The organism is Porphyromonas catoniae ATCC 51270 (assembly GCF_000565015.1).
GTDB classification, from domain to species: Bacteria; Bacteroidota; Bacteroidia; order Bacteroidales; family Porphyromonadaceae; genus Porphyromonas; species Porphyromonas catoniae.
In genome coordinates, this window is the sequence record NZ_JDFF01000025.1 from 18,461 (window position 1) to 40,719 (window position 22,259).

The 22,259-nt window shown below is 53.2% G+C and carries 11 protein-coding genes; 3 read left to right on the plus strand and 8 right to left on the minus strand.

Annotated features, from left to right (window positions below; genetic code table 11):
* Window positions 1-544: 544 nt before the first annotated feature.
* The 8 genes from HMPREF0636_RS07640 to HMPREF0636_RS07675 form a co-directional block, all read right to left on the minus strand.
* Window positions 545-2,200: a RagB/SusD family nutrient uptake outer membrane protein gene (locus HMPREF0636_RS07640; protein ID WP_044169710.1), complete on the minus strand. Its 1,656-nt coding sequence runs from the start codon at window positions 2,198-2,200 to the stop codon at window positions 545-547.
* Window positions 2,201-2,214: 14 nt separating this feature from the next.
* On the minus strand, window positions 2,215-5,262 hold the full coding sequence (locus HMPREF0636_RS07645; protein WP_081748435.1) for a SusC/RagA family TonB-linked outer membrane protein: 3,048 nt from the start codon (window positions 5,260-5,262) through the stop codon (window positions 2,215-2,217).
* 569 nt (window positions 5,263-5,831) lie between these two features.
* Entirely contained in the window at window positions 5,832-8,522 is a 2,691-nt protein-coding gene (locus HMPREF0636_RS07650) for a zinc-dependent metalloprotease (RefSeq protein ID WP_052328796.1), read from the minus strand.
* Window positions 8,523-8,543: 21 nt separating this feature from the next.
* Entirely contained in the window at window positions 8,544-11,204 is a 2,661-nt protein-coding gene (locus tag HMPREF0636_RS07655; RefSeq protein WP_052328797.1) for a zinc-dependent metalloprotease, read from the minus strand.
* A 326-nt stretch (window positions 11,205-11,530) separates the two neighbouring features.
* Complete coding sequence (locus HMPREF0636_RS07660) at window positions 11,531-13,021, minus strand: hypothetical protein (protein WP_044169594.1); 1,491 nt, start codon at window positions 13,019-13,021, stop codon at window positions 11,531-11,533.
* A gap of 5 nt (window positions 13,022-13,026) precedes the next feature.
* Window positions 13,027-13,791: a DUF4843 domain-containing protein gene (locus HMPREF0636_RS07665; RefSeq protein WP_162147898.1), complete on the minus strand. Its 765-nt coding sequence runs from the start codon at window positions 13,789-13,791 to the stop codon at window positions 13,027-13,029.
* A 26-nt stretch (window positions 13,792-13,817) separates the two neighbouring features.
* Window positions 13,818-15,275 carry a RagB/SusD family nutrient uptake outer membrane protein gene (locus tag HMPREF0636_RS07670; protein ID WP_044169713.1) on the minus strand — a complete coding sequence of 486 codons (1,458 nt, stop codon included), beginning with the start codon at window positions 15,273-15,275 and terminating at the stop codon, window positions 13,818-13,820.
* A gap of 25 nt (window positions 15,276-15,300) precedes the next feature.
* Window positions 15,301-18,324, minus strand: coding sequence for a SusC/RagA family TonB-linked outer membrane protein (locus HMPREF0636_RS07675; RefSeq protein WP_248616901.1), 3,024 nt, complete (start codon window positions 18,322-18,324; stop codon window positions 15,301-15,303).
* An 820-nt stretch (window positions 18,325-19,144) separates the two neighbouring features.
* Here HMPREF0636_RS07675 and xseB point away from each other — a divergent pair.
* From xseB to recG, 3 genes are read left to right on the plus strand one after another with little or no spacing between them, the layout of a single operon-like run.
* Window positions 19,145-19,360, plus strand: a complete 216-nt coding sequence (gene xseB, locus HMPREF0636_RS07680; protein WP_005468078.1) for an exodeoxyribonuclease VII small subunit — start codon at window positions 19,145-19,147, stop codon at window positions 19,358-19,360.
* 26 nt (window positions 19,361-19,386) lie between these two features.
* Complete coding sequence (locus HMPREF0636_RS07685) at window positions 19,387-20,088, plus strand: 2-C-methyl-D-erythritol 4-phosphate cytidylyltransferase (RefSeq protein WP_044169599.1); 702 nt, start codon at window positions 19,387-19,389, stop codon at window positions 20,086-20,088.
* 5 nt (window positions 20,089-20,093) lie between these two features.
* Entirely contained in the window at window positions 20,094-22,187 is a 2,094-nt protein-coding gene (recG, locus tag HMPREF0636_RS07690; RefSeq protein ID WP_044169601.1) for an ATP-dependent DNA helicase RecG, read from the plus strand.
* Window positions 22,188-22,259 lie beyond the last annotated feature (72 nt).

Sequence of the window (22,259 nt, forward strand, 5' to 3'; positions counted from 1 at the left end):
TATAATCTCTAGAGTATCCTTGAATATCCTCTAGAGATGAAGAGCATTTTCTCTAGAGTTTTCGGGGCATGGCTCTAAAGTTCATCAGCACCACCCTAAGGAGGGAGAGGGGAACTTATGCCACGAATGCAAAAACGGGTGTTCAGCATCAGGAAGCATGAGACACGTCTTCGGCTTCAACCAAGTTTTATACTCAACTAATACCATCAGCAGAAAGCCTATAATAGGCTGAAGGTAGGCTCCATGTTGAACAAGCAGCCCGTAGGCATCCTGCCACAACAATTTACCCCACTTAATATATAGGTATATCATCGCCAAAACTACACATTAAGCTAATGGCAACAATGTAGCTCTCAATCCTTATCCCAAATTCACGTTGGATCTACATCTACGGCATGACCCAGCCGAGCATGGGCTATGACCTTAGCCTTAGGGCATGCGGATTTCCATGATATTAGATTAGCCACCCCAAAGACGAGCTAGCCCCTGCATATCAAGTGACATGCAGGGGCTAGCAATATACCTTCTTGTGCGATGACTCTCCCTAGTTGTAACCAGGGTTGTTAGCCCCGAACTTCGGGTTACGGTCTAGCACAAACTGAGGAATCGGGAGGTAGCGGTTATGAGGGCGGAATACACGTGTCTCAACGAGCTTCTCCGTTGCAGATGCACTAGGATTGATCGTAGCACGAGTGTAGGGATCAGTACCCGACATATTAACCGTACCAACCATACGCTCTAGAGGGCCGTTTAGCACTCGCTCGGCAAGCAACTTTCCATCAGCAGTCTTCCAGCGAACTATATCTGCACGACGTAGCCCTTCGCCAGCGAACTCGACAGCACGCTCACGATGAATGAGCTCACGGAGCGTCTCCTTCGTGCCATATTTAGACTGGTCTACAGCAGGCATACCAGCTCTTCGCCTAACGAGGTTGATCTTCGCATAGACATCTGCCGACGGACCACTCAATTCGTTCTCAGCCTCTGCATAGGAGAGCAACACCTCAGCATAGCGGAAAATAATAGGACAGGCATTCGCACTCCACACATTAGAGTATTGATCAGCAGGATAGGTGTACTTATTCCAAGTAAGACCTGTCTTAGAGCTATTATTGGCAGCCGTAGGATAATCTGGGTTAGGCTTGGAGGACAACTCTCTATCCAATGTATTATAGATCTTAGTCCCCCCTAAGGGTAATGGAGCGATATAGTTAGCACCAGGGAAGCACACCGTCATCGCAAGCCGTGGATCACGATCCTTAAATGGGTGCGTAGGATCATAGCCCGAACTAGGATCATCAATCGTAAGCCCAGACTTCATCTCATAGGTGTTCACAAGATTGGCTGTAGGAACCATTGAAGACCATCCTCCGACAGCATTATTGAGCATTGAGCCAATACTGGTATATAGCGGACGTGTCGTCTCAACATATTGCACTGCTGCAATGATTTCCTTGGAGTCTTGTCCTGACACTGTGAAGAGCTTCTGATAATCTGGCTCTAGCTGGTAGACTCCAAGGTCAATAATCGCCTTCGCTTTATCCCTTGCTATCTGCCAATCCCCATAGTAAAGAGCCTCACGCATACGTATCGCAAGGGCTGCACCCTTAGCAATGCGACCTCGCGCTGCAGGCTCATTAGGAAGATCGGCTATCGCCTCATCCAGATCCTTAGCGATATAGGTACGCACCTCAGCTTCGCTCTTACGTGGCACCTGAGCTTGCTCTGCTGTCTCGGGGAATTCAATAATAGGAACACCGCCATAGAGGAAGTTCAGTGTGAAGTACTGGTAGGCACGTATTGCTTTAGCCTGTGCAACGATGGACTTACGCTGAGCATCAGAGATCGAGGGGATATCTTTAATCTTGTCTAGCAAATGATTACATCTGCCGATAATGCTATAGTTGTAGAAACTTGCCCCTGGAGCGCTGGGTGTCATCGTCCCATTCCCAATCATGTTGAAACCTTCATGGGCATGGAAGCTATAGCCGAAGTCGGAGAGGCAATCCATATAAAGGAGCGTACCTCCGTCTTCCCAACCATCATAGCATCCAACGAGGAACTTCTCTGCATCATCAGCAGTCTTCCAAGTTGTCTGGGGTGAAAGCTGATTGCGAGGGGCTGTATCAAGGAAACCTGAGCAAGAGACACTACCGATCATGAGTGCTCCTACAAGCAGGCATTTATATAGGTTATTCATCGTCGTGAACATAGTTAGAAGGAAACATTTAGCCCAAGGGAATGCGTACGCAGCAGTGGGTAAGAGGATAGTCTTTGGCTCGTAGCCTCAGGGTCTATATTCCCACGCATGTTGTCGAGCGTGAAAAGATTCTCTGCCGAATAGTACACACGTACAGAGGATACGCCCCAATGCTGAAGTAGACTCTTCGGTAGGGTATAGCCCAGTTGGAGATTCTTAAGACGGAGGTAGTGCGTCTTCTGTAGCCAGAAGGTAGAAGCGACCTCATTGTGTCGCGCAGTACCATCTAGGTAAGCACGAGGCATCTTCCCCGAGGTGTGGTCAGGACGCCATGCATCACGCCAGACAGTAGATGGATGCCCTGTGTCTCCAGAGAACGTACCAAACACTTCACCAGAGAAGTAACGAGAAGCCTCGGCTACACCACTAAACATAGCTGAAAGGTCAAAGGACTTCCAGCCCACATTTAGGTTAAGGGCAAATGTATATGCTGGCTCAACGGGGCTGGTATAGACACGGTCATCACCATTGATCTTACCATCGCCATTGACATCCTCGTAGCGTATATCCCCAGCCTTAGGACGAGAGCCAAAGGGTGTACCATACTTCGCAACGAAAGCATCAGCCTCTTCCTGGGACTGGAAGAGACCATTTGCCTTATAGAGGTAGTAGGTCTCGAAGGGTCGCCCTAGTGCATTACGTGTGTTCCCTATAGAACCATTCATGTACTTATTGTCTCCCAGATTCAGGACTTTATTCTTGTTGTATGTGAAGTTACCACCTACGCCAAGTGTCCAGTCGCCAATGTTTGTCTGATACTGCAGAGATACTTCTACCCCTTTATTCTCCATTGACCCTACGTTTTGTACATAGGGCTTCAATGGGAACTCCACGGGCACATCTACCTTCATGAGGATGCCTGTTGTCTTACGGCTATAGAAATCGACTGACCCTGTCAGGCGACCAGAGAAGAAGGCAAAGTCCAGACCGACACCGATATTTCGGCTCTTCTCCCAGCTAATGTCTGAGAGCTTAGGATCTGTGAGTGCGTAGCCCGAAGATAGATTACCGCCAAAGGGATAGGTACGCCCAATGTTGTATGTACTAGTAGCAGGATAGTAGTCATCCAGCGCCTCCTGATTACCGAGGAGCCCCCATGAAGCACGTACCTTCAAATCGCTAAGTACAGGATAAAAGGACTTCATGAAGTTTTCCTTCGATAGCCTCCAAGCAGCAGAGAAGGAGGGGAAATAGCCCCAGCGATGTCCCTCTGCAAAGCGCGAAGAAGCATCAGCACGGAAGTTTGCCTCTAGTAGATACTTCCCATCGAAATCATAGTTGAGACGACCGAACCAAGAGAGCATACGCAGCTGTCCTGATCTCCCTTCGTTCTGTTGCGTAGACGCAGAGCCTGCGTCAAGGTCTGTAAGGTCGTTAGAAGGGAAGCTCTGACGGACACCCTTCAGGAGCTCTGTACGGAAGTCCTCAGCATGCCAACCGACAAGAGCCTTTAGGTTGTGCTTATCAAAGCTCTTCGTGTAGTTAGCTAGTGCGTCAAAGTTTGCTCGCGTCCAAAGGTAATAGCGTTCGTCTAGCTTATTGGGTTCTGACTCCTTGGACGCATTATACTTGATGTACTGGACAAAAGCCTTGTAGTGTTGCAGATTTGCAGCATAAGCTACATTCGCCGTGAGGGTTAGCCCATCTACGAGACGTAGATCTACACCACCCGTTGCAGACACGTTGTGGTTATCACGATCGATTGTTTGCCCAGAGTCTAGCCAAGCCAGAGGGTTACCATCACCTGTCGTTCCCCAGCTCTTACCGTCCTTACTGCGCCCCAAGATCCATGGAGCGACGATGTTGAGCTGGCGAATGATCTGATCGGATCCACCGGACACATAGGAGTTGTTGGGATCAGCGTATTTGTTCTTGATGTACGAGAGACCGATACGAGCCGTGAAGACCTTGCTTAGGTTCATATCTAGGTTCGTACGTGCATTGAACTGATTACGCTTGGCATTGGGAAGAATCCCCGACTGGCCTAGATAGCCAACGGAGGCCATGTATCGAACCTGATCTGTACCACCACTGATGTTGATGTTATGGCGTTGCATGAGGGCGGTGCGGAAAGCTAAGCCATACCAGTCTGTATTTGGATGGCCCTCTGGGTCACTCCCGTCCTTAAACTTCTGGAGATCATCTGCGGTAAAAGGCTCTTGCTTACCAGCAGCTTTATTCACCTCATTGTAGAGCTTAGCATACTCATAGGACCCCATACGCTCCATCAGACGGGTTGCGCTTTGCATCCCAGCACTCCCCGAATAACTGATCCGAGCCTTTCCACTCTTCCCTCTCTTGGTTGTAACAAGGATGACTCCATTAGCAGCCTTCGAGCCGTAGATGGCAGCGGAGGCAGCATCCTTGAGGACGGAGAGGCTCTCGATGTCATTTGGGTCGAGCATATTGAGGGCACCTGACTCTAGTCCATCGATGAGGATGTAGGGACTAGCGTTGTTCAGTGTCCCTGTCCCACGTATACGTATCTTACCATTGTCTAGCCCTGGAGCACCATTGGTCCCCGTGACCGTTAAGCCAGGGACAAGCCCCTGTAGCCCGTTACTTAGGTTTTGGATTGGGCGAGCTTGTATCTGCTTTGGGTCGAGGGCTGCCACAGAGCCAGAGAGGTTTACCTTCTTCTGCGTGCCATAGCCCACGATAACGATGTCATCTAGGAGCTTTGAGTCCTCCTCCAATACAATATTGAGCTCAGTCCGTCCTCCTACTGCGACCTCCTGGGTCTTGAACCCAATGAAGCTCACCTGTAACGTCGCATTGCGATCAATGCCCGAGAGGGTAAATGCACCATTGATATTGGTCGTTGTACCTCGAGAAGAGTCCTTCTTGACTACAACAGATGCCCCCACGACAGGCTCGTTTTTAGCGTCTACGACCTTGCCGTGGATGGTCAACCCCTGTGCCATAAGCCCTGGGGCCAGATAGGTAGTCAAAATCAGTAGCCAACTGACCAAGACAGCCCTAAAGGTGAATGTTTTCTTCATACACTTGTGTCTTATGAAAATGTTAATTGGTATAGCACGGACTGGGCTTCAATCCGTGGTGCTGCCCCTCTTAGGTATCATCGGGAGGGAGGGGCGTTGATGCCCTCTCGCTTGAGGCACATCAGTGGTATCTAGTCACATCTATTTCGCTCCAAATATAGAAAAAGAAAACAGTTTGTCTATACGCCTTGGATTCGCTCAAGGAGGCCTGCCCCTTCATGGATAAAAACAAGGACAAGATACACCATCATAACCCTCTCTACAACAAAGAATAACATCTCCATCAAAGAGCGATGCCAACGACTTACTATAACTCGTCTCTACGAGTTACCATAACTCACTTTAACGACTTACCACAACTCTCCACAACGAGTTACCATAACTCGTTAAAGCGAGTTATGGTAACTCGCAACAGGCATATCCAAACAGAAGAGCAACAAGCTGATGGACAAAAGATTACAACCACAGCGCAAGAAGAAGAGAGGGAGGGAAAGAAGAGAACGTAAAAGGCTCGCACCAACACAGTATAAATGTGTAGGTGCGAGCCTCTGGTTTGTTTTTAAATAAGCCTACTTCGTGATCTGGTCGAGCTTACGCAGTAGGAACTCATAGTGCTGACGTAGGGTCGCATCTGCCGTCTTGGGCGCTACTCGACGCAGGAGCTCCTGCGTACGATAGAGCAGTGGGAGGTAGAGCGACTCTGTCGTATTGATGGCGTTGGTGAAGAGGTCTTCTGGTTCGCCATAGCTCTTCCCGAAGTTGAGGAAGCCTACCCCTGAGTGCCCATGCGCATCAGCTGAGCTCGAGGGCGCATAGGAGCAGATGTGTGGAGCCTGCTGAGGCAGGAGCGAGATGAACTCTTCGTCTGTCATACCCTCTGTGCGCACCTGCTCCGTAGGCTCTGCAAAGCCTGTGAGCTCTGCGATGGAGAGGGAGGAGCGACCGCCTCCCTTAGGAGCAAGGTCAGAGGCGTAGCCGATGAGGTAGCGCACGAAGTAGTCCTGCAGTTGCTTTTCCTCAAAGGAGAGGTTCTCCTTACCCTGCTCCGTCTTGGCAAAGACACGAGCGTAGACATCGTCCGCATACTCGAGGGGCGAGTAGGAGGTGGAGTCTAGGTAGTAGGAGAGGTTGAGGTTGGCAATATTGCGGATAGCCATCGCTCGAGTGAGAGCACCTAGGCGCACGAAGGGAGAGTCGGCGGCGACATCATTCATCGTATGCTCTAGTGGCTCATTGCGCATACTATCGATCGAGACCGCTTGGTCTAGGAGCCACATGGCGGAGGCACGTTGCTCGGCCTTCGGTACGACCTTGTAGCGGGGTAGACCAGAGGCTTCGCTCGTCTGATAGAGGTAGATCCCAGGGACGTTGAGGAAGACATTGGAGACATAGCGCATAGCCTGATTGGCGATCCCTTCGTAGAGGGTAGCACGGTGCTCTGCTTCGTCATCGTTGGGGAACCACTGGTCTAGGTGGCTGAGGATATAGCGGAGGTTGGAGAGGCCTAGGGTACTTGCCTTGACAGGGTCATTCGATAGGTCTTCCTCGATAGCGGAGGGGTCATAGCGACGATCCCCCATCTGCTGTACCCCATAGCGATACTCAGCGTCGTGGGCATGCTTGTCGATCAGTGCCGAGACACGCTTGGACTCCTCAATGAGATCACCCTTCGTATCGGGGAAGTACTTATACGTCCATTCGATGGCGTACTTGTCATACGTCCCTACGGTAGGAGGATCGAAGCTCACACCCTTGTCTCCGGGCTGCACGACGTAGTTGAAGCGAGCATAGTCCATGATGGAGGGCGTCGTACCGTGCGTAGCGGAGAAGGAAGGAGAGCGCAGGGAGTCGATGGTGTAAGCCGCCGAGGAAGCCATGTTGTGCATGAAGCCAAGTGTATGGCCGATCTCGTGGGCGATGACGTACTTCAGCGACTTGGACATGAGGCTATCGGGTAGCTTCACTGCACGTACGGCTGGGTCAGCCTGTGCGGTCTGGATAAATCGCCAGTTGTTATTGAGCTTAGACACATCGCTCCATACAAGTACAGAGGCATTGATGATCTCTCCTGTGCGAGGGTCAGACCAAGAGGGCCCCATGGCGTTCTCGGTAGCGATGGGGACGTAGCGGATGCAGTTGTACTTGAGGTTATCGGGATCGAAGGAAGGGTCATCGGTGGGGAAGTCACGCACCTCGATCGCATCCTTGAAGCCGATGAGCTCGAAGGCCTTGTTCCAGCGTAGTGTCCCCTCCTTCATAGCTTCCTTCCAGACTGGGGGGAAGGTATTCTCTACATAGTAGACGATGGGCTTCTTGGGGCGTACAAGTTCGCCTCGCTTGAAGGCCTCGACATCCGAAGGCTCCAGACGCCAACGCTTGACGAAACGTGCCGACTCGAACTGCTGGCTCTCGGGGTTATATGCCCCCTTGCTGATCTGGAAGACCCCGATACGGGTGTCAGCTAGGCGAGGGGTCATAGGCTGCTCAGGCAGGCGCAGTAGCGTGAAGGTCGCCCCGAGGGTCACGGGATAGTCCTTCAGTGGCGAACCGCCCCCACGTGACGAGGAGAGCGTGATGCGGTAGCTACGATCAACCTTGATGGAGACATTGTCCTCAAAAGACTTGATCTCCCGTATATGCGTTAGGCTACGCTGTGGGCTGGAGTTCACGCTGTATGAACCAAGGCTCTTAGCCATGAGGGGCAGATACTTCTGATCCTCTAGGAAGAGGGAGGAGGCATCGAAGACCACGGTGGTCTTGTCCTTGTTCCAAGCCTTGATGGGGAACTTATATACGGCTAGGTCCGTGTAGCTTGAGGCGATACGTGGCCGTAGCTCCTTCTCGGTGGCTGGGGTGAGGTAGGGCTCAGTATTGATGGCCTCCATCACTATAGCGCTATCCTTCTGAGCGAAGCGCATGTGGATGGGGTTGCCGTTCTTGAAGCCTACCATCCCCAGCTGAGGGTTGGAGATAGAGGAGAGGGTAGCAGCTATGAGGAACTCCTTGCCGATCGTCTTGACGGGTAGCTCGATGTAGAGCTTGTTATCCGTCTTGTGTAGCGTGAGGAAGTCCCCCTTAGCGGAGACAATTTTCCCAGAGGTAAGGATACGCTCGTAGGGGGTCTTCTCTACGGGCTTCTCCGTCTTGGCTGGCTTCTTCTTCCTCTTAAGGAAGTCGAAGATGCCTGCATGAGCCGAGAGAGGAGCGAGTGTGAGGCACCCGGCTAAGAGGAGCAGGGCGATTGATCTATTCTTCATCATGTCTATTCGTATCCTGGTCTACTACTTCTTATCGTCGAGGAGCTTCTTGACCTTGAAGGCTAGTGTCTGGTAGTGTGCACGTAGCTCTCTGTCGGTGGTGGAGCTGGCTCGCTGCTCTAGGATAGGACGTATCTTCACCAGTGCTGCGTAGAAGTACTGGTCAGAGGTGTCGAGGGCAGGGACATTGGCCATCGGATAGATGTTAGCCGAGGGATCGCCACCGCCGTAGCTGAGACGACCTCTGCTGAGGAGCGTAGAGAAGTCTGTAGGGGCAGAGGCACTGAGACGAAGCATATCCATCGTCATAGGCCCGCTGGTGAAGCCATAGGGCATGTTGGGGGTAGCCTGGCGGGCGTTGGTAGCACCAACTACTGCCTTGTCAATGAAGTTACGCTGCATGAAGCGCTCCATGTGGTTGGGGGCTGTCCCCGCAATAGTGGAGGCGAAGATAGCCTTGTAGAGGTCGTCGAAGTACTCTCCGAGCGAATAGCTATTCTTATCTACCTGCGAAGCGATGATGATACGGGCACGTAGGTTGAGGATGTCGTTATTGATGAACTCCAGTAGCTGGTCAAAGTAGCTAACATCCATCGGTAGCTTCCGCTCTAGGCTACGATCGGCATAGCTCTGGAAGCGCTTAGCCTCCGCTAGGATCCATTGGAAGGCTTCGCGCTGCTTGGCCTTAGGTACAACCTGGTAGCGGGGAAGGCCTGTGGACAGACGAGCTTCACGGGTTACCACACCTCCGACGAGTGACATGGCATTCTTGAGGTAGAGGTAGTACTGCTGGACGACTGTGAGGTACATCGCCTTCTTCTTGCGACTGTCGGGGTCGTTCTGGATCCACTGGCCGAGCTGCGAACGAATGATCGCAAGGTTCTTCATCCCAAGCGTGCTGCTCATCAGGTGGTCATCCCCGAGGTCTTCGGTACGGACAGTTGGGTCTACAGAGTAGGTCTGCCTTGGGGCATATCGGTAGATGGGGTTAGCGACCTTCTTATTGACAAACTCTACCAGACGCTTGGCTTCACGGGCGGGATCACCCTCTTCCTCGGGGAAGTAGCGGTAGCCCCACTCTATGGCGTAGCGGTCGTATTCGCCGAGGACGTTGTTGATGAGACGGACACCCTTGTCGCTAGGCTGTGCTACATAGTTGTAGAACTCACCATCCATGATCGAGGGAGCTAGTCCATACTCACTCGTGAACTTTGCAGAGCGAAGGTTCGCAGTCGAATAAGCGGTGGAGGCAGCATAGTTATTGAGCAAGCCAAGGGTCTTCCCTACCTCCTGCGTGACGAGGGCAGAGAGCGACTCGAGGAAGCGGTCCTCGGGCAAGCGTGAGCTACGTACTGCGGGGTCGATGGCAGCAGTGGCGATGAAGCGTTGCTTGTGGATGAGGTTCTCCACGTTGTTATAGATCAGGAGCGAGGCATTGAAGATCTCCCCAGTACGTGGGTCGAACCATGAGGCACCCGAGACGGTCTCCTGCGAGTTAGGTATGTAACGGATCGTGGAGTATTCGAGGTTGTCTGGGTCAAAGTTCTTGTCCCGAGGGAAGTCTCGTACCTCGATCACGTTGCGGAAACCCGCTGCCTCAAAGGCCTTATTCCACCTCAATACACCTTCCCTCACAGCCTTTGCCCAGGTAGCGGGGAAAGTGTTGTCGAGGTAGAAGGTAATCTTCTTCTCAGGTTCTACGAGTACTCCTTTTGCATAAGCTTTCTTGTCCTTGGGGATGAGGCACCAGCGGTGGGCAAGGTACACAGGCTCACTCTGGTCGAGGTAGTCGGGGAAGGAGACCTTACGTGACGTCTCATAGCCCACACGGGCATCGGCTAGACGAGGGATAGCCTGCGAGGGCTTCACCGGAAGGATGGTATAGGTAACCTCTGCCGTGAGGGGCATATCCTTGGCGACGGTTAGCACGCCCATCAGGGAGGCCGTTACGGAGAAGTTCATCTCGACCTTGACACTGGCATTGGTATCAAAAGCCTTTAGCCCTCGGATGAAGGTTAGGTTACCATTGCGGGATGAGGATAGCTTGAAGGGTCCCTGCTCCTTGGGGATAATCTCAAAGAAAGGATTGCTCTCCGTGACGAGCGAGTTAAGACTGAGCACTACGGCAGAGCTATCGGCAGTGTAGACCTTCGGAGTGAAGGACATGACCACAGGGTCACGATAGTTAAGCTCAAGGGCCTGCTGTAGCTGACGGGAGGCATCCCTGCGGTAGACGAGGGTATTGGGAGCCTTCATGACGATGACGCTGTCCTGCTTCTCCAGTCTGAAGACGAAGGGAGCGGAGTTCTTCGACCCCACAGCTAGATAGTCAGGGTCGGTAGTGGAGGTGATCGTCGCCCCCATCATCAGCTCCTGTCCTAGGTATTTCGTGGGAAGTTCGAGGAAGACTTCGCCGTCGATCTTGTGGAGGGAGACGAACTTGCCACGGGCACTCTCCACCTTCTTGTCCTTAAAGAACTTGGTGTACGGGGTCTCCTCCTTTTTCTTCTTCTCTTCCTTCTCCGGCTTTTCTTCCTTTTTCTTCTCTTCCTTCTTGGGTTCCTGCTTCTTCTCTACCTCCTTGGGCTTGGTCTTGAGTGTGTCGATCTGAGCCGAGGCGGAGAGCGTGTAGCCACCCAGTAGGAATAGAGCCACCACGAGGGTGCGAATGCTGCTCTTGTGCATGAATCTATCGTTTATTGTATTTGTGATTTTGCTTGTGTCACTAACTATTATATTTCCCTTCCTCTGCCTGTAAACCCTAGGGGATGACATCCCTGACTCTAGGTCTGTCCCAATATCGCGCCAATGCCTCGTTTTCTTCCGCCCAGATTCTCTAGAGTTTCCCCTTTGCTTCTCTAGAGGTCTTGAAGAAGTCTTCTAGAGAATTGTGACGAAAGCTCTAGAGCCTGTAATAGCCATGGTCGTAGGGCTCGTGCAGAGGCGAGGCTGTGTGCTAAGGAAAGCCTACGACACAGCCTCACCTATGAAGGACAATACTGATGGGAATACTAACGGGGCTCTCTGTAGACGAGCTTCGTCACCTTGCCCAGCGAGGTATCTCGCCAGAGCTGCTGAGCGGTACTACCCGAGACATCATAGCTATAGACCGCTCCTGCCGAGCCGTCATAGGTAGCGATGTAGAGACGTGTCCCTCCAGAGAGCACCATACTCTGTATCGTCTCTGAAGCTCCGAGCGTGATGTAGGCTTCGGGGGAGGAGGTGACTTGACGCTGTAGGTCATAGAGGTAGATCTTGTTGCCAGCAGCTACATAGGCCGAGTTATGCTCAGGACGCAGAGCGAGGTGAGTTGGGCTGTCTGTCCCCTTGTAGATGATACGTTGCATGGGGTAGCTTGTCCCAGCCTTGGAGGAGCTAAGGAAAAGGTTAGGCTCGATCACCGCTAGGGTATATTCACTCGAGGATGCGCTATGTGTCAGCAGAGCTACATGGCTCATCGTCGTAGTACCTGACATATCAAGGAGGGTACTTCCTGAGAAGGGATTGCCCGTGACAGATACGTCTTGTCCAGTGAAGGGATCGGGCTCACTGTAGGTGGCCTTGAAGGGATAGACCTTATTCCCCGAGCCAGCGAGCTCCAGCACGATGGCTGTACCCGTAGTCTCATCGAAGAGCACTAAGCCACCCGAGTAGATGGCATTGCGCCATACACTGATTCGCCCTGCTAGGACGGGGAGCGTACCGGAGAAGGCAGTCCGAAGGCGAGCGTCATTCAGACGGCGGGGGAGCGTCGTCTGTAGACCTACGGTGTAGAGGTTACCCCCAGCGACGACGTACTCATTGAGGTCCTGCGGGGAGAAGGCATTCGCCTGGACGGTATGCCCATTGAAGTTCATACGAGAGCCTATGACCTTCAGAGAGTCTGCATTCATTCTATAGCCCCAGGTATCGGCACCGACGAATAGGTAGTTGGTCGTCCTGCCTGCCCCCGTGGTATGGGTAAACATATTCAGCGTCTGTGGTGTCCCCGTTAGGTCACGATCTACGCCACCCTCGGTGAAGATATCCGCAACGGGATTGGCGGCCTGCCCGAAGGGGTAGTAGCCGACAGCCGTCTTCCCCGACTGCTGTGTGAGGGCATAGAGCCCCTCACGATACTTGAAGTTCACACGGATGCGGAAGCGATGGTAGTAGGTACCATCAGGGGTCTGCATCTTGAGGCGAGCAGGGTGAATACCATAGTCCGAGCTCTTAGTCGGTGTATAGGCGAGCGTGCTGGTCGTAGAGACCTTCTTGTAGTCCACTTCCCACTCGATCGTAGGAGTCACATTTGCCCCATTGGTGATCTTATACTGGGGAGCCTGTATCGTGAGCGTAGAGCCAAACTCTACCTCGTAGAGCTCCTGCAGCTGCGAAGTGGGGTCTACCACCTCTAGGGGATGCGTCACCCCCGTAGAGTGATCCTTGTAGCACGAGCTGACGACTCCGAGGGTAAGCAAGGAGGCGAGCGCTATGCTGAGCTTATATGTCTGTCGCTTCATGTGTCTTATTGTCTGAATTGTTGGAGAGCACGCTTGGTCGCCTCGGGGATGGGCTCACCGATCTCGTTGAGAGCAGCCTCGATATTGACCAAGAGCTGGTAGAAGACCTCTACATTACCTAGATGGCTAAAGGCATCATAGAGCTCCATCTCATCCTGATGGTAGCGGGCTAGGATAGCTCGGTACTTCTTCAGAGAGAAGTCTCCGCAGAAGTACTGGTAGCTAGAGTTCACCCAGAAGTCTCGTGTGATCATCAGCCCATTGCTCGCCGTCACCGTGATGCGGTTCAGCTCGGTGAAGGCTGTCCTCAGATCCGAGGTAGCCTCTAGCACTAGGACGAGCGTATCGGCCTTACCCTCCTCGGTCTGGAGGGCACTACGGATAAAGGTCACAGGGAACGTCCCATTCAGGGAGTCCGCAGCGAAGGTATATTGGCTCTCCAATGCCTTGAAGTGCTGCCCCACACGTGCCGTAGAGGCAGCTTCATCTACTCGCACTCTAAAAGCTAGCGGAGTAGAGGCAGCCGTGCCCGTATGACGTACTGGGATATTCACCGTGAACTCGGTGAGGGCATCGGGACGTGTCCCATAGCTCTCCCGTATGATCCGGTCATCAGCACTGGTAAAGTGGAAGTACACACTACGTGGGGCTGAATAGAAGCCATCACGACTGATATACTCTATATGTTCGTCCTCGGTCTTCTGACAGCTCGTGAGCGTAAGCCCAGTGAGTGCAAGGCAGAGGAGGAGCTTTATATGGATCCTTTTCATTGTTCGCATTATCTGAGGGTGATCGATCAGTGATTGCCGTAGGTAAGCTCAAGCTGTGGCCAGGGCAGGGTGAACATCTCTTCCGTGGGCGTCACACTCTCCCCAGTCAGTGAGGGGAAGGCGAGGAAGAAGTGCTTGATCGCATGGAACGATAGCCCCTCTCCAGGTGTCTCACGGATGTACTCGCGCATCAGTTCCTTGTCAAAGGCAGCCTGATTCGAGAAGTTAGCAGTCGTCAGTGGTGCTAACCCTCGGCTGTCACGTATCTTGTTCAGTGCCTCTACAGCTGCAGCAGGATCGGTAGGATAGCTCGCTTCGGCTAGGATGTAGTACATCTCGGGTAGGCGAATGAGCATGATCCCCTTGCTCGAGGTCGCGATGGAGCGAAGCAGATCCCTATCTGGAAGCAGACGGATGAACTGCGTGTAGGAGTCGATCTGACGGAAGTAGGCTACCTGACGATTGTCGATGGAGGCTCCCCCGCCTAGTGGAGTGTAGAGCTCATTGAGGGCTCGGAGCAGGCGTCCCTGATCGACATTACCTGCCCCCCCTGTAGAAAGGTAGGTCGTAGATATCCAATCTAGGAACTTAGGAGCATACAGCCCAAAGACAAGCTCCCGATCAGCAGGGAAGCGGGTCACGTTAGCGAAGGCAGAGCGATCCGCTAGGCCGAAGTCCACACTGTGAGCGATGACCTTCTGCGCATATTCGATAGCCTTGGCAGTCTCCCCCATAGCATTGTAGACACGAGCCTTCGTCGCATAGACAGCATACTTATTGAAGTGCACGATGCGGTTTGTCTCGTAGGTCGCCACCGTGAGATCACCTCCTCTGATCGTCTCATCACCACTGAGGAGTGCCTCTGCTTGGTCGAGGTCAGCTAGGATATTCTTGTACGTATCCTCGAGGTTGTAGAGATGCTTATTCTGGAGGTTGAAGTCATAGGAGTAGGGAATGCCACGTGTCGTCTTGAGTGTACCAGCAGCCTTAGCTCGGCGGTAGTCCGCAGCGAAGATACGAGCGACATCAAAGTGCAGGAAGGCACGTAGCCCATAGGCTTCACCTCGTGCGAGCTGGAGCACATGCCCCGAGAGGGCACTCTTCTGAGCATTGGCGAGGATGTTATTGACGTAGGAAATCACTTGGTACTGGGCAGACCAGATAGCGTCAATCTGATCCCGCACCTGAGGGTTGGTATAGCGATAGCGGTTCACATGATAGTTCATGGACACACTATTCACATTACCTATCGTCTGGGAGATATTCTCTAGGAAGCCTGCTGTGAGTACCCCTCCATAGAGCCCCTGCTCAGCCATAGAGCCATAGACCCCGTACATAGCATCCTCGTAGCCTCGTATCGTGGAGAACTGTACATCCTCAAGGAGTGTACCCTTGGACTGGATATCAAGGAACTTATTGCAGGAAGGCAGTAGAGCCAACGTCAGTAGACCCACAGCCAGGGGGCGGATTATCATCTTTCTCATCATTGTATCGTTGAGGAGTGGGTGGTTAGAAGGAGAGGCGAGCCGACAGCTCTATACTCCGTGCGAAGGGATAGTCTAGCCCACGCTCACGCTTGACCGTGGAGAGATAGAAGAGGTCATTGGAGAGGAGCTCGAAGCGTGCACGACGTAGGTGTAGCTTCTTCACCCATGCTGCCTCCGTCTCGTAGGCCAGTGAGAGGCTACGTAGGGTCAGGTAGTACTCCTTCTGTACGAAGCGACTGCTCTGATAGGGACTCTCGCGGTTGGCGATATCCTTGTACTTGGCGACATCGCCGGGCTTCTTCCAGCGGTCGTTCAGGACACGCTCATCGGCATTGTACTGGGGGTCTGCTCCCTCTACTCGAGAGGCGAGGGTCTGGTTGTAGACCACAGCCCCGAGGGAGTAGCCAAAGCTAGCATTGAGCGAGAAGCCCTTGTAGAAGAGGTAGGACGAAAGCGTCCCATAAGCCCAAGGGCTCGTATCACCGAAGACGATACGGTCGTTGGAGTCGTAGTCGAAGGTATAGGAGCCATCACGCTTGATGTAGATCTCCTTACCCGTGGCAGGGTCGATTCCAGCCGAGGGGACTACCTTCAGAGCTGTGAGCGACTGCCCCTCCTCGTAGAGAGGGAGCGGGGTCGTGGAGCGGTTCAGCACCGTGTCCTTGGCATAGGAGTCGTTCAGTGCCTTGAGGGCATTACTGATCTTCTTCACCTTATTCCTATTATAGGAGTAGTTCAGAGCGAGCGTCCACTGCAGATCTTGGTTCTGAATAGGCACGACACGGGTGGAGAATTCCAGCCCTGAGTTCACGACCTCCCCGACGTTCTGCTTTGCCGTGACGACACCGATCGAGGGCGCCTTCGTGACATCCAGCAGGAGGTTGTCCGTCAGCTTACGGTAGGCATCGAAGGTCAGATCCCAGCGACTCTTGAAGAGCGTCAGGTCAAGCCCTACGTTCTGGTTCAGCGTACGCTCCCACTTGAGGTCAGGGTTCCCAATGCCACGAGGTACGGCACCTGCACCGACTAGGTAGTTGATATTCTTATTGTAGTCGTAGGTCGTGTAAGCCTGATAGGGCTCGAAGGACATATTCCCTAGATACCCGAGGCTCGCACGTAGCTTCAGCAGTTGGATATTCTTGTTGCCCTTGAAGAAGGACTCGTTGTGGATATTCCACCCTCCACCGAGCGACCAGAAGGGTGCAAAGCGCTGGTTCTTCCCGAACTTCGAGGAGCCCTCATAGCGGAAGACGAAGTCCAGCGAATAACGGTTATCATAGATGGCATTTCCATTGAGGAAGAAGCCTGCTGCCGTTGAGTAGTTATCCGAGCCTGAGGGGCGAGCACCACTGCGATAGCCAAGGGCGAAGTTGGGGTGCCCAAGGTTGTCTGAGTAGAAGCCTCGGCTCGTGTAGGTAGAGGCATCAGCGGACGAAGACTCAATATTAGCCCCAGCCATAGAGGTGACATAGAGCTTGTCGAGGAAGGTGCGGTTGTAGGACACCATCAGCTTCCCCATGTAGTTGAAGCCCTTCGACTGATTCTCTACCATCTCCCCACGCTGGTCGAGAGCGTCGCCACGGAAGTCATTGGAGAGAGGTGAACGGAACTTACGTCCACTACCGCTACGGATCGTGAAGGAGAAGTCTCCATCTACTCGGAAGTCCCCAATCCAAGCCTGCAGGGTAGATGTATTCAACAAGTCGATATTCTGCGACTGATTATAGCTCCCGAGCTTGGCCTCATAAAGCGGGTTATTCACCCGATCACCTCTGAAGCTCTTGACGAGCTGACCATCGGTGCCATAGGGCGAGAGATAGGGGTTCATACGGGAGAAGTTGCTGAACGACCCGTAGTTCGGCTCGTCCGAAGAGACCCTATTAACCGTAAGGTTATTGGATAGGAAGATGCGATTAGGTCTGTTGTAGGAGAGCTTGAAGCTACCCGACACACGCTCACGCCCCGATTGGATCATGACCCCCTGCTCGTTACCATAGCGTAGAGTCAGGCCGTAACGGACGAACTGGTCACCACCCTCTGCACTGAGGCTGTGAGAGTGAGAGACCCCCATACGTAGGGGCTTAGAGAGCCAGTCCGTATTCACCCCACTACGGATCATGCGTACCACGGCATCACGCTCTAGGTCCTTGCGATACTGCTCAGCAGGGTCGCTACCAGTGTAGACCCCAGCTAGCTCCTCATAGCGAAGCTTCTGCTCGGGATTTAGTAGGTGATAGCCACTGAGGTCTGGGGTGGTAAGGCGGAGCGTACCACTATAATTAAGGCGAATAGCTCCCTGCTCAATAGGCTTGGTGGTGATGACGATGACCCCAGCTGCGGCCTTCGCCCCATAGAGAGCAGAGGCAGAGGCATCCTTGAGCACAGTGACGCTCTCGATGGTGTTCATATCCATATCGTAGATGTAGTTCACGTCTACGATAGCACCATCTACAACGAAGAGAGGGAGGTTGGCAGCTCCCGAGAACGTTGCACGGCCACGGAGGTTGAGGTCTGGGCGAGCATTTGGGTCAGAGCCGAGGTTATTCTGTTGCACGATCTGTAGCCCTGGGACGAACGCCTCTAGGCTCTCAAGCAGGTTCTTCGTACCCATCGAGAGCAGTTCCTTAGCCTTGACAGTCGTCTGTGACCCAGTGAAGCTCTTCTTGTCCTTCTTCGTGAAGCCCGTGATAACGACATCCGTGAGGGTCTCGCTATCGGGATCTAGGGCTATGCGCTGGGACTTCCCTGCCTGCAGGGTGATACTCTTAGCCTTGTAGCCGATGAAGCTTAGGCGAATGGTCTCGCTGGGCTTAGTAGTCTTAAACTCAAAGTACCCTTTAGCATCTGTGATGTAGACAGCCTTTGATCCACTGACCTGCACCGTGACACCCATCATAGGCTCACCACTCTCATCCAAGATGGTCGCACTGATGATACCCGCTGTTGAATGGGGTTGATCCTGTTGCTCTGCCCTCCCTATCTGGTAGGTAGATGCTACAGCTGCTGGTTGGATGGTAAGGGTCAGCCATCCCGCGGTAAATAACAACGTTGTAAATCTCATTACATACTCATGTTGCATTGATAATTTGGGTCAGGGTCACCATCTCCTCTCTGCTCGGGTTAGCGCATGGGGCATCCCATGCCTAGGGGAGATGGTCTCTCTCAGACCAATACGGACACACGCGTTCACAGAGCTTTGGGAAATCCCCAAAAACTTTACACAAGTAAAGTTAATCTCCACCTCTTGGGGAGAGGCCATTATCCCCTTTAATCAAGTGATGTTTATGAGCCTCGCAACTCCGTGATTTACAAAATTAGCAGTTTTATCCTAGTTTTCCTAGCGTTTTTTAGATCAAACATAAAAAATTCCACACTTCAGTCCTTAATAACCCTTTATTTTATATTCTTATTCCTCAACACCAACCTCAACCCATAAGTAAAAAACACCTCTAACCACACTCCTTTTTCTCCTGCTCCACCTCTCACGAAACCACCTCATTATAAACAGATTACAAACCCATCAACAGATACCCCTAATGACTTACCATAACTCGTCTCCACGAGTTACCATAACTCTCTCGGACGACTTACCATAACTCTCCGCAGCGAGTTACCATAACTCTTTCTGACGAGTTATGGTAACTCGTTAGCCCTCCCTTTTCACACAATCACATCCCATTATCTCACAGCGGGTTACAAACCTGCAGGAAGAATTAGAAGCCCACCCCAACACCACCATCCAACGACACCCCACCCCGATGACATTCCCTTGCCAATGTCTGGGCACGCAACTTACCTTCGCTCAAGACCAAGCAGGTTGGGAAGAGTGTCGTATCTTTGTCCTAGGTAAATAAATGCCCCACTGAATGAAGAAAGACTTGACGTACAAAGAGGCTGCTGCACGGCTTGAGGAGATCGTCCGTTACATAGAGCAGGATAGCCCCGATGTGGACGAACTGACCACGCTTGTGGCTGAGGCTGTAGAGCTCTCAAAGTTCTGCCGTGAGAAGCTGACCAAAGCTGACAAACAGCTCACAGCCATGATGGCACAGCTCACCGAAGACCCCTCACAAGCTGGATAACCAACCTTCCCTCTAAAGCACCCTCCATGACTACAAGGCAAGAAGAGCAAGCCCCACGCTACGCTATCATCGTCGCAGGGGGTAAGGGCCTCAGGATGCAGACCGACCTTCCCAAGCAATTCCTCCCTCTGAGAGGACGCCCCGTACTCATGCACACGATGGAGTGTTTCCGTGGTCTCGTGGATAAGGTTGTACTCGTCCTCCCTTCGGAGCAGGTCCATTACTGGGCAGGGCTATGCGAGGAGCAGGACTTCGATCTCCCACACACGATCGCCCTCGGTGGTACGACACGCTTTGCCTCCGTGCGTAATGGACTTGCTGAGCTACCTTCCTCGGGTCTAGTGGCCATCCATGACGGGGTGCGCCCCTTCGCCTCCCCCACCCTCATCGAGGCATGCTTCCAGATGGCTGAGCGACGCGGAGCGGCCATCCCTGCTATTCCCCTCACGGACAGCCTCAGGATACGTATCGGCGACGAAGTCAGTCAGGCTGTCGATCGCTCAGCCTACGTCTCCGTGCAGACACCGCAGACCTTCTGCCTCAAAGCAATCAAACGAGCCTACGAAGCCCCCTTCTCTCCGACCTTCACAGACGATGCTTCGGTCTATGAAGCATCAGAGCAGGGTACCATCTCACTTATCCCCGGTGAGGCAACGAATATCAAGCTCACGACCCCTCTAGACCTGAAGTTGGCCGAACTGCTTCTCGATCAAGACCCTTTGCCCTAAATCTCGTGGACATCTTCCAGACTCCTCTGACGTACCTCCCGGGGATTGGCCCGAAGCGAGCCACTGTACTCGCCGAGGAGCTGGATCTGTACACCTACCTAGACCTCCTACACTATTTCCCAACCAAATATGTGGATCGCTCCCGTGTCTATACCATTAAAGACCTACGGGGGGAGATGCCCAGCATCCAGCTACGTGGCTATATCAGGGACTACAAGGAAATCGGCGAAGGGCGGAGAAAGCGACTCGTAGCGTATTTCTCCGATGGTACGGGGACAATCGAGCTCGTTTGGTTTCGGTCACTCTCTACAATCCAGCGTCTCTACCCCGTAGGACAGACTTATCTCATCTTTGGCAAACCCGTACTCTTCAATGGCTCGTACAGCATCAACCATCCCGAGGTGGACGAGGAGAGCCGTGAGCAAGCAGTCAGCGGAGGTCTTATGCCGATCTACCCGCTCACCGAGAAGGTCAAGCGTATAGGCATCGCTAACCGACAGATGCGACAGCTCCTCTACATCCTATTGGAGGCTTGTCGCAGTCAGATCCGAGAGACCCTCCCCGAGCATATCATACAGCGAGCTCAGCTCATCCCGTACAGTACCGCCATCCAGCAGATACACTTCCCCGAGGGCAATACGGAGCTCGAGGCAACACGACGCCGTCTGAAGTTTGACGAACTCTTCTTCATCCAGCTACGACTCCTCGGGATGAAGAACGAGCGAAAGGCAACGTCGCCAGGCCTCCCTCTGCCCCGTGTCGGTGAAGCCTTCCGTGGGCTATACAGCTCCCTGCCCTTTGACCTAACAGGGGCGCAGAAGCGGGTAATCCGTGAGATACAGACCGATGTCGTCAGCGGTAAGCAGATGAATAGACTGGTGCAGGGGGATGTGGGCAGTGGTAAGACCCTTGTGGCACTCTTCGCCATGCTCCTTGCCCTAGATAACGGCTATCAGGCCTGCATGATGGCACCGACCGAGATCCTTGCACGCCAGCACTTCCTCTCCCTCACAGAGCTCCTCGCCCCACTGGGCATAGAGGTAGGACTACTCCTAGGCAGTACGAAGAAGCGGGAGCGCACCAAGCTACACGAGGGTCTAGGTGATGGCTCCCTTCGGATCATCGTCGGCACGCATGCCTTGCTAGAGCCAGTGGTGCAGTTCCACCGCTTAGGGCTCGCCGTGATCGACGAACAGCATCGCTTCGGGGTCGTCCAACGCTCAGGCCTGTGGACGAAGAACGAGTCCCAGCACCCACATATCCTCATCATGAGCGCCACGCCTATCCCACGTACGCTGGCGATGACACTCTATGGAGACCTCGACATATCCGTCATCGACGAGCTCCCCCCAGGGCGCAAACCTATCCAGACATACCATCAGCCCGAGAGTCATATCTTCGAGGTCTATGCCTTCCTTGAGCGACAGATAGCAGAGGGCAGGCAGGCCTACGTCGTCTTCCCCATGATTGAGGAGAACGAACGGGAGGAGATACGAGCCCTAGAGGAAGGGCTTGTGCGCTACAGAGAACGTTTCCCCGAGTACACGGTCGTGATGGTGCACGGAAAGATGAAGCCTGAGAAGAAGGACGAGGAGATGCGCCGCTTTGCCTCGGGTGAGGCGGAGATTATGCTCGCTACGACGGTTATTGAGGTTGGGGTAAATGTCCCCAATGCCTCTGTCATGGTTATCGAAGGGGCTAATCGCTTCGGACTCTCACAGCTACATCAGCTCCGAGGACGAGTAGGGCGAGGGGCTAGCCAGAGCTACTGCATCCTCCTCACGGGCAACGAGCTCGGTGAGGATGCCAAGCGACGGATAGCGATCATGGTCGAGACCAATGACGGCTTCGAGATCGCCGAGGAAGATATGCGTCTCAGGGGCTTTGGGGAGATCGATGGTACACGTCAGAGCGGGCAACAACTTAGCCTGCGTATCGCCAACCCCGCCCTAGATGGAGCGATGGTGCAGTACACCCGAGACCTCGCCGAAGAGATCCTCGCCGAAGATTCCACCCTTACCCTAGCGAAGAACGAGCCCCTCCGTCAGCGTCTCGACGCCCTCTACCACGAGCGTCCTAGCTGGAGCCAAATATCCTAAGACGGGAGGCAGGCTGAGCAAACTGATGGTCTCCCCTTGTCCAAGGCGTCCCCTAATACAACGACCGCTGAT

What these genes read in the sequence shown, in the direction of transcription:
- xseB (WP_005468078.1), top strand. Translation starts at nt 19,145, where the DNA reads ATGAAGAAAGACTTGACGTACAAAGAGGCTGCTGCACGGCTTGAGGAG.
- HMPREF0636_RS07650 (WP_052328796.1), bottom strand. Translation starts at nt 8,522, where the DNA reads ATGATGAAGAATAGATCAATCGCCCTGCTCCTCTTAGCCGGGTGCCTC.
- HMPREF0636_RS07655 (WP_052328797.1), bottom strand. Translation starts at nt 11,204, where the DNA reads ATGCACAAGAGCAGCATTCGCACCCTCGTGGTGGCTCTATTCCTACTG.
- HMPREF0636_RS07685 (WP_044169599.1), top strand. Translation starts at nt 19,387, where the DNA reads ATGACTACAAGGCAAGAAGAGCAAGCCCCACGCTACGCTATCATCGTC.
- HMPREF0636_RS07645 (WP_081748435.1), bottom strand. Translation starts at nt 5,262, where the DNA reads ATGAAGAAAACATTCACCTTTAGGGCTGTCTTGGTCAGTTGGCTACTG.
- HMPREF0636_RS07670 (WP_044169713.1), bottom strand. Translation starts at nt 15,275, where the DNA reads ATGAGAAAGATGATAATCCGCCCCCTGGCTGTGGGTCTACTGACGTTG.
- HMPREF0636_RS07660 (WP_044169594.1), bottom strand. Translation starts at nt 13,021, where the DNA reads ATGAAGCGACAGACATATAAGCTCAGCATAGCGCTCGCCTCCTTGCTT.
- HMPREF0636_RS07640 (WP_044169710.1), bottom strand. Translation starts at nt 2,200, where the DNA reads ATGAATAACCTATATAAATGCCTGCTTGTAGGAGCACTCATGATCGGT.
- HMPREF0636_RS07665 (WP_162147898.1), bottom strand. Translation starts at nt 13,791, where the DNA reads ATGAAAAGGATCCATATAAAGCTCCTCCTCTGCCTTGCACTCACTGGG.